Origin of the sequence: Saccharopolyspora sp., assembly GCF_017434145.1 — a bacterium.
Classification (GTDB): domain Bacteria; phylum Actinomycetota; class Actinomycetes; order Mycobacteriales; family Pseudonocardiaceae; genus Saccharopolyspora_C; species Saccharopolyspora_C galaxeae.
Window position 1 is genome coordinate 1 of sequence record NZ_JAFRFW010000705.1, and the last position, 6,507, is coordinate 6,507.

A 6,507-nucleotide genomic window follows, 5' to 3' on the forward strand; every position below is an offset into this window, starting at 1 on the left:
GAGCCGCGAATACGGCTTCGCAGCACCGGAAACCGTCGTCAGCCGACCCTCCGATCACCAGGTCGTAGGCAGCGACCGCTTCGGCGGTGGATACCGCTTCGGCACCGCCAAGAACACCGTGATCAACGGCAGCACCGGCTGCCACCTCCCCCAAGCCGAAAAGGACAAGCAAGCGCCGCCGCCAGCGCGGTGAATCAAGTCGGGTCGATCGGGCCCGTTCCCAGCGGAGCGTCCTCGGCTCGGGCCAGCAGCCCGGAGATCGTCACCGCCAAGGATCGGCGCAGCATGTCGGTGAAGTTCATCCGCAGCTCGGCCAGCGCCGGGTCGGCTGCGTAGGCGGCCAGCATCGCCTCGGACGGCCGGCAAAGCGGCCATGCCGATGCGGCCAGCAGCGCGATCATCGCGACGAGGCGGGTCGCGTCGTGCGCGCCGAGCTCCGGGAGGTATCCGCGGATCAGCCGGGCCTGCTCCTCGAGGGCGCGCTTGGTCTCGCGCTTGTGCCGAAGGGCGACATCGGTGGAGACGTTGTGCTCCAAGACCGCGGCGTGCGCGCTGTTTAGGTCGCACAGCACCGGCCGCCGGGCCAGCGACTCGGTCAGGACCGCGGCCAACCGGTCCTCGCGTTGCCGCTGCGCACCTTCGGCGGGTTCGAGCGACCGCTCCAACTCGGCGATCCAGTCCTGCATTTCGGCGTCCAGCAGTTCGAGCAGGACGTCCTCGCGCGACTCGAAGTAGCGCAGCACGTTGGACTTGGCCAGCCCGACGCGCCGGCTCAACTCGTTGAGGCTGATCTTCGCGACCGGCATCTCGGTGAGCATCGCGGCGGCGGTGGCCAGGATCTGGCGCCGCCGTTCGTTCCGCTGCTGCTCGCTGCGGGCGCGCTGGAAGCACATGCGAGGAACCCTAACGAACCGCCGGTCCGTTGTTAACAGACTGGCGGTCTGTTAGGTTCGCCGCTGTAACAGCCCAGCGGTCTCTTAGGGGTTCGACATGTACCAGGTGCACGACCAGAGCGGGAAACTCGCCGTTGTGACCGGCGCGAACAGCGGGACCGGCAAGGAAACCGCCCGGCGGCTGGCAGGTGCGGGCGCGCACGTGGTGCTCGCGGTGCGCACGCCGGACAAGGGCGAGCAGGCGCGCGCCGACATCCTTGCCGAGCATCCGCGCGCCGAGGTGGAGGTCCGCCGCGTCGACCTGGCCGAGCTCGCCTCGGTGCAGGAGTTCGCCGATGGCCTGCTCAGCGACGGGAGGCCGCTGGACCTGCTGGTGAACAACGCCGGCGTGATGATGCCGCCGCACCGGATCGAAACGGCCGACGGCTTCGAGCTGCAGATGGGCAGCAACTACCTCGGGCCGTTCGCGCTGACCGTGCGGCTGCTGCCGCTGCTGGACGCGACAGCGCCGCGGGTGGCCACGATGAGCAGTGCCGTGGCCAACAGCGGCCGGATCAACTTCGACGACCTGCAATTCGAACGCGGCTACGGTCCGATCGCGGCCTACGCGCAGTCCAAGCTCGCCGACCTGCTGCTGACCAAGGAGCTCGCGCGGATCTCGGCCGCGCGCGGCTGGCCGCTGCTGTCCACCGGTGCGCATCCCGGCTACACCCGGACGAACCTGCAGACCTCGGGGCCGAGCCTCGGTGGCGAGCCGAGCGCGCTGATGCGGACCGTAACGAAGCTGACGCCGTCGCAAGGCGTGGTGCAAGGCTCCGAACCGCTGCTGCACGCGGCGACCGGCCCGGACGTGGTGGCCGGCGGTTACTACGGCCCGCGGTGGTCGTTGGTCGGCCCGAGCCGGGCCGCTCGCCCGCCGCGCAAGGCGCTGGACAAGGCGGTCGCCGAACGGCTGTGGGCCGAATCCGAACGCCTCACCGGAGTCGCCCTGCCCGCCCGCACCTGATGACCCGGGGCACGACGACCACACCCACCTCGCGGGCGGAGGGGACACCTGTTCCGCGCCCGACTGCGGAAGGAGGCCGAGTGCCGAGCACGCTCAGCGCTTTCACTCCGCGGCTTCGAAGAGCGGTTTTCCCGTCTCCAGCAGGGATTTGAGGCTGGCGAGGATTTCCGGCCAGCCGTGGCCGACCATCTCGCGGACGGTGCTGCCGGGCTCGAAGCCGTCGTGCACCACGGTCAGCTTGACCATGTCGCCGAGCGGTTCGATCTCGAAGGTCACCTTGGAGCGCCGCTCCTCGCGCAGTTTCGCCGCGACCTCCTCGCCGACGCCCACGGCCTGCGCCCATTCCGGTGTGAAGGTGTGCCAGGTGTAGGAGAGCTTGCGGCCCGGTTCGGCTTCGAGGACGACCTGCTGCGGGTCGGTGGTCCGCTGCCCGTTCTCCGTCCAGGTCATCGCCGAGCCGGGAGTCCAGTCGGTGTCGAAGGTCAAGCCCCAGTAGCGGATGGTGAAGGCCGGATCGGTCAGCGCCTGCCAGAGCTGCTCCGGCGTGGTGCGGATGTAAGTGGTGTAGACGAAAGCGTCGCTGCTGCTCATCGGCGGCTGCTCCAATGCGGTCTTCAAGTCGGCGAGGGCGTGCGCGCGCTCGCGGTCGTACTGGTTGATCCAGCGCTCGGCGATGGCGTTGATCGGCTCGGCGTTGAGGTAGTGCAGCTTCTCCCTGCCACGCCGCAGCGTGGTGACGAGGTTGGCCGCCTCCAGCACCGCCAGGTGCTTGCTCACCGCCTGCCGGGTCATCTCCAGGCCCGCGCACAGTTCGCGCAGGCGTTGCCCGTTGCGGGCGTTCAAACCGTCGAGCAACCTGCGCCGGTTCGGGTCGGCGAGCGCCCGGAAGACCTCGTCCATGTGCACCACGGCCAAACATGCAACCAAATGGCTGCGTCAGTCAGACAAGCAGCCATCCGGTTGCGTGTCAACACCGCCGAGGAGGCGGGTGGCGATGTGTCGACCGGCCGCCGCCGGCGTGGGTAAGTTCTCACCCCGGCCCAGCGGGCGGCAGCACCGAGCAGGCAGGAGAGCGGAATGAGCAGCGACGAACCGCAGATCGTCCGAGCCGCGGTGGTGCAGGCCGCGCCCGTCGCGTTCGACCGGGACGCCACCCTGGACAAGGCGGCCGAACTCGTCCGGCAAGCCGCCGCCGGAGGCGCCGAGCTCGTGGTGCTGCCCGAAGCGTTCGTGTCCGCATACCCGCGCGGCATCACGTTCGGCGCAACCGTCGGAAGCCGCTCCCCCGAAGGCCGCCGCTGGTACCGGCGCTACTGGGAGTCCAGTGTGGACGTTCCGGGGCCGGCGACCGAGCGGCTCGGCGGAATCGCCCGCAAGCACGGGATCCACCTGGTGATCGGAGTGATCGAGCGCGGCCGGGGCACGCTGTACTGCACCGCGCTGATGTTCTCCGCGGACGGCGAGCTGCTGGGCAAGCACCGCAAACTCATGCCGACCGGCGCGGAACGGCTGGTCTGGGGATTCGGCGACGGTTCGACGATGCCCGTGGTCGACACCTCGCTGGGACGGCTCGGCGCGGTGATCTGCTGGGAGAACTACATGCCGCTGATGCGGATGCACATGTACTCGCAGGGCGTCCAGCTCTACTGCGCGCCCACGGCGGATCCGCGCGAAAGCTGGGTCGCGAGCATGCGGCACGTGGCCGCCGAAGGACGCTGCTTCGTGCTCTCGGCCAACCAGTTCACCCGCCGCAGCGACTATCCGGACGACTACCCGCTCGACGTGCCCGCGGACGAAGTGCTCTCGCCCGGGAACTCGCTGATCGCCTCGCCGCTGGGAGAGCTCATCGCAGGGCCGTCGACCGGCGCGGAAACCGTGCTGCACGCCGAACTCGACCTCGGCGCCATCTCGGAAGGCAAGTTCGACTTCGACGTGGCCGGGCACTACGCCCGGCCCGACGTCTTCCGCCTCACCGTCGACACCCGACCGCAGGAACCGGTGGAGCAGAACGATTTGCATAGCGGTGCGGGTAGCGGAACCTCAGCGGCTCCCTCGCTGCGGGATCGATTTCTGACGTAGCTCCCTACGCGGCGAAATCGCTGTCCTCGCGAGGAAGCCGCTGAGAACCCGCCGCGGTGCCGGTTGCTTGCATGGTCACTGCTCAGCGGCTCCGCCGCTGACAAGACAACGACCAAAAAACACAGACCCGGTACCTCAGCGCAGCGGGTTGAAGGGCTTTAGCGGCTCCGGCTGCTTGCCGGTGACGATCTGGTCGGCGAGCAGTCGTCCGGTTTGCGGGCCGAGGGTCAGGCCCCACATGCCGTGGCCGCCCGCGACGAACACTCCCGGCGCAGCGGTCGCGCCGATCAGCGGCAGCCCGTCCGGGGTGACCGGCCGACCGCCGACCCAGTCGTCGCGGCGCTGATCCCAGTGCACCCCGGTCAGCAGCGGCTTCGACGAACGCACGATCGCCTCGATGCGCTCCGGGTACACGCGCGCGTCGGGTGAGCGGAACTCCATCGTGCCCGCCACGCGCAGCCCGCCCTGGTACGGCGTGCAGGCCACGCGCACCGAGGGCAGGTAGATCGGGCCCGGAACGGGCTCGTCGGTGGGCACGGTGAACGAGTAACCGCGGCCTGCGCGGACGGGGGTGCGCACGCCGAGCGGTTTGGCCAGCGAACTCAGCCAGGCGCCGGTGGCGAGCACGACCGAGTCGGCCCGCAGGCGCTCGTCGCCGGAGATCAGTGCGACGCCGCCCTGTTCGCGGCGCACCTCGTCGACGTTGAAACCGGTGCGGATCTCGCCGCCGCGGGCCTCGACCGAACGGGCCAGCGCGCGCACGAACTCGCCCGGGTCGACGTAGCGCTGCCCCTCGATCCGCATCACCGCGCCGACCTGCGAGGACAGCTGCGGCACCGAAACGTCCTCAGTGGACGGTTCGGCGATCTGCACGTCCTGACCCGAGGCGCGAACCAACTCGAACTCGTGGCGCAGGTCGGCCACCTGCTCGGGCTTCTCGAACGCCGCGGTGATCGGCGCCGGGCGGGTCGGGGCGTCCACGCCGCCGTCGGTGAGGGCGTCGAACGCCTCCAGGCACTCGTTGTTCATCGGCACGAACGGGCGCATCGCGCGCTGCCAAGCGGGCATCGTGCAGTGCTTGGCGAACCGCGCGAGGAACGCCCACAAGCTCGGATCGACCCGCGCGGGCACGTACAGCGGGGCGTTGCGGTCCAGCAGCGAACGCAGCCCGTAGCGCAGCACGCTCGGCTCCGGCAGCGGGATGGAGAACGCCGGGGCGAGGTAGCCCGCGTTGCCCCAGGACGAACCGGCCGCCACGCCGTCGCGGTCGACGACGGTCACCTCCACGCCGTGCTCCTGCAAGAACCACGCCGTCGAGAGTCCGACGGCGCCGGCTCCGGCGACCACCACCCGGCGCGGTGCCTGATCGGTCCCGTTCATGCCTGCTCCCTTCGCTCGGTCCAGCTCCGAGCATGACCGGGAACACAGCGCTGATCGTTGTCATCTGCGCACAATCCGAGCGCGCCGCGTTGGTATCCGGGCACTACTCCGCGGCCGCTAGGCGACGCGCAGCGCGATCACCAGGGCGAGGCGTTCGTCCGGATCGTCCAGGTCGAGCGTGGTCACCTCGGTCATCTTGCGCAGCCGGTAGCGCACGGTGTTCGGGTGCACGCCCAGCCGCGCCGCGGCCGCGACCTGGTCGCCCTGGGCGTGCAGGACCGCACGCAGCGTCTCGGTGTAGCGGGTGCCGTTCGCCGCGTCGTGGCGACGCAGGTCGGCGACCGGACCGCGCGGGGGGATGCGGCCGCCGGAAGCGGCGTTGCGCAGCCGCCGCAACAGGATCTCGTGCCACGCGCGCTCGTAGGAAACGATCGGGTCGGAGCTTTCCACCGCCAAGCTCTCGTCGGCTTCCTGCCTGCTCACCGGCAGCTCCAGCGGGCTCGCCGCGCCACCGATCCCGGCCCGCGCGGAGGCGGGCACCCCGCGCATCAACTTGCGCACCCACTCCGCGGCGGGCACCTCGCCGGGCAGCACCGTGTAGACCGTGTTCGAGAACAGCGCGCTGCGTCCCGGCCTGCCCCAGCCGAAACCGGCGGTGGCCCGCTCGAAGGCGACCAGCACCGCGGTGTCTTCCGCCTGCAACGCCACGACCTGGAAGTCCTCGCCGCGCAAGCCGAGCCTGCTCAGCACCGCGGCAGCGTCGTCCTTGCCCTCCAACAGCTCGATGACCAGGTCCGATTCGATCCGCCGCTCGAGGTCGGCCGCGGCCCGCGCGCGCAGCATCTGCAGCGATGCGGTGCTGGCCCCGGTGCGCAGCGCGGACTCCCGCTCGCCGGTCAACGGCTCCGGGACCTCGACCCAGATCGAACCGAGCAGTTCCCGCCCGGCGCGAACCGCGATGACGACCCGGCCGTGGAAGTCGTGCGCCGGGATCGGCTCCACGAACAGCGGCGCGTCGGAGGCGGCGAGGTGCGCGTGCACACCGCGGGCGGTGAGTTCGGCGCGGATCTCGTCCGGCACCCGCCTGCCCAGGATCGTCGCCATCCGCGCCTGGTCGGCGGTCTCCTGCCTGCTCGAATACGCCAGCAC

The 6,507-nt window shown here is 70.5% G+C and carries 7 protein-coding genes; 3 read left to right on the forward strand and 4 right to left on the reverse strand.

Annotated features, from left to right (window positions below):
* A partial coding sequence (locus IJH84_RS19265) for an LppA family lipoprotein (RefSeq protein ID WP_295147048.1) occupies positions 1–193 on the forward strand: 193 nt, incomplete at its 5' end.
* A gap of 1 nt (position 194) precedes the next feature.
* Here IJH84_RS19265 and IJH84_RS19270 read toward each other — a convergent pair.
* The gene (locus tag IJH84_RS19270) at positions 195–893 is read right to left on the reverse strand and encodes a TetR/AcrR family transcriptional regulator (protein WP_295147051.1); all 699 of its coding nucleotides are present in this window, start codon (positions 891–893) and stop codon (positions 195–197) included.
* Between the two features lie 97 nt (positions 894–990).
* Here IJH84_RS19270 and IJH84_RS19275 point away from each other — a divergent pair, with 97 nt between their 5' ends.
* Positions 991–1,899 (forward strand): SDR family oxidoreductase, encoded by a 909-nt coding sequence (locus tag IJH84_RS19275; RefSeq protein WP_295147054.1) that lies wholly within the window; start codon positions 991–993, stop codon positions 1,897–1,899.
* Between the two features lie 102 nt (positions 1,900–2,001).
* Here the strand turns inward: IJH84_RS19275 and IJH84_RS19280 are convergent, their stop codons facing one another.
* Positions 2,002–2,799 carry a metalloregulator ArsR/SmtB family transcription factor gene (locus IJH84_RS19280; protein ID WP_200072158.1) on the reverse strand — a complete coding sequence of 266 codons (798 nt, stop codon included), beginning with the start codon at positions 2,797–2,799 and terminating at the stop codon, positions 2,002–2,004.
* Positions 2,800–2,976: 177 nt separating this feature from the next.
* On the opposite strand from IJH84_RS19280, the gene IJH84_RS19285 reads away from it, so the two are divergent.
* The gene (locus tag IJH84_RS19285; protein ID WP_295147057.1) at positions 2,977–3,978 is read left to right on the forward strand and encodes a carbon-nitrogen hydrolase family protein; all 1,002 of its coding nucleotides are present in this window, start codon (positions 2,977–2,979) and stop codon (positions 3,976–3,978) included.
* Between the two features lie 135 nt (positions 3,979–4,113).
* Here the strand turns inward: IJH84_RS19285 and IJH84_RS19290 are convergent, their stop codons facing one another.
* Both IJH84_RS19290 and IJH84_RS19295 read right to left on the reverse strand, forming a co-directional pair.
* Positions 4,114–5,358 (reverse strand): FAD-binding oxidoreductase, encoded by a 1,245-nt coding sequence (locus IJH84_RS19290; RefSeq protein WP_295147059.1) that lies wholly within the window; start codon positions 5,356–5,358, stop codon positions 4,114–4,116.
* Positions 5,359–5,475: 117 nt separating this feature from the next.
* A partial coding sequence (locus tag IJH84_RS19295; RefSeq protein ID WP_295147062.1) for a CdaR family transcriptional regulator occupies positions 5,476–6,507 on the reverse strand: 1,032 nt, incomplete at its 5' end.

What these genes read in the sequence shown, in the direction of transcription:
- IJH84_RS19270 (WP_295147051.1), bottom strand. Translation starts at nt 893, where the DNA reads ATGTGCTTCCAGCGCGCCCGCAGCGAGCAGCAGCGGAACGAACGGCGG.
- IJH84_RS19275 (WP_295147054.1), top strand. Translation starts at nt 991, where the DNA reads ATGTACCAGGTGCACGACCAGAGCGGGAAACTCGCCGTTGTGACCGGC.
- IJH84_RS19280 (WP_200072158.1), bottom strand. Translation starts at nt 2,799, where the DNA reads ATGGACGAGGTCTTCCGGGCGCTCGCCGACCCGAACCGGCGCAGGTTG.
- IJH84_RS19285 (WP_295147057.1), top strand. Translation starts at nt 2,977, where the DNA reads ATGAGCAGCGACGAACCGCAGATCGTCCGAGCCGCGGTGGTGCAGGCC.
- IJH84_RS19290 (WP_295147059.1), bottom strand. Translation starts at nt 5,358, where the DNA reads ATGAACGGGACCGATCAGGCACCGCGCCGGGTGGTGGTCGCCGGAGCC.